This window comes from uncultured Microbulbifer sp. (assembly GCF_947489355.1).
Classification (GTDB): Bacteria; Pseudomonadota; Gammaproteobacteria; order Pseudomonadales; family Cellvibrionaceae; genus Microbulbifer.
The window spans coordinates 1-773 of record NZ_CANLDD010000162.1 but is presented as its reverse complement, the minus strand read 5'-3'; the positions used below and the strand labels follow the sequence as shown (position 1 = coordinate 773).

At 48.8% G+C, this 773-nt stretch carries 1 protein-coding gene; it reads right to left on the bottom strand.

What is annotated here, in order from left to right:
- Positions 1-89: 89 nt before the first annotated feature.
- The coding region (locus Q1A48_RS21285) for a hypothetical protein (protein ID WP_299948868.1) at positions 90-773 on the bottom strand (684 nt) is incomplete at its 5' end.

The following is a 773-nucleotide window of genomic DNA, read 5'->3' as shown; positions in this document are numbered from 1 at the left end:
GGGTATAGCGATCCACAGCTGCACAGTAAAGGCGAGGCTGGTGCCGCAGAAAATGAGTGCGGCGATGCCGGTGAGGGCTTGCCAGAGTTTCACTCGGTGGTCTCCACCCGCTTAAATTTGACAACCCATACCCAGGGGTTGGCATCCCAGCTGTTGGCGCCATAAATTTCTTTCCAAGTGTCACAGAACTCCAGAAAGTGCGTATATTTGTCTGTGTATAGGCTCACCATTCCTTCTGCTTTAGCATCCTCTTCACTGATGTCCTGTAATCGTTCGACACCAATACGGGTAATTTCAAGATCAATACGGCTGGCCCAGCGGGGCATGTGAATTGAGGGGCGTTTTTTCCAAAATTTATTTGGGTCTGCCGCTGAATAGGATTTTCCACTTAGCCCGTTTGGATAAAACTTGTTTGGTTCATTAGGTGGTGGCCCATCAGCTGAATAATGAACTCTTCTACTCCCGAGCCACTTTTCCTCATCATCATCTGGGTATGTAGGGTGGCTGTCTCCGGCCTGCCACCAAGTTTCCCGCACCCACAGACGGTCCCCTTTATGCCCATATGGACACATTTCCTCTGTGTCAAACCATCCACCATTTTCATCCTCAAAGCCCAATGATTGCTCTTTCCCGTCAATAAATTGGGTGTCTTGAATAAAAGTATCTACAGGCTTCTTTTTTGACCCAATAATGCGCCGCGTCTGAGTTTTCCTACCCTCCAGAATCGCGCGAACCATTGGCCCGTTAAATAGGATTGGGCGCTCTTTTGCTAT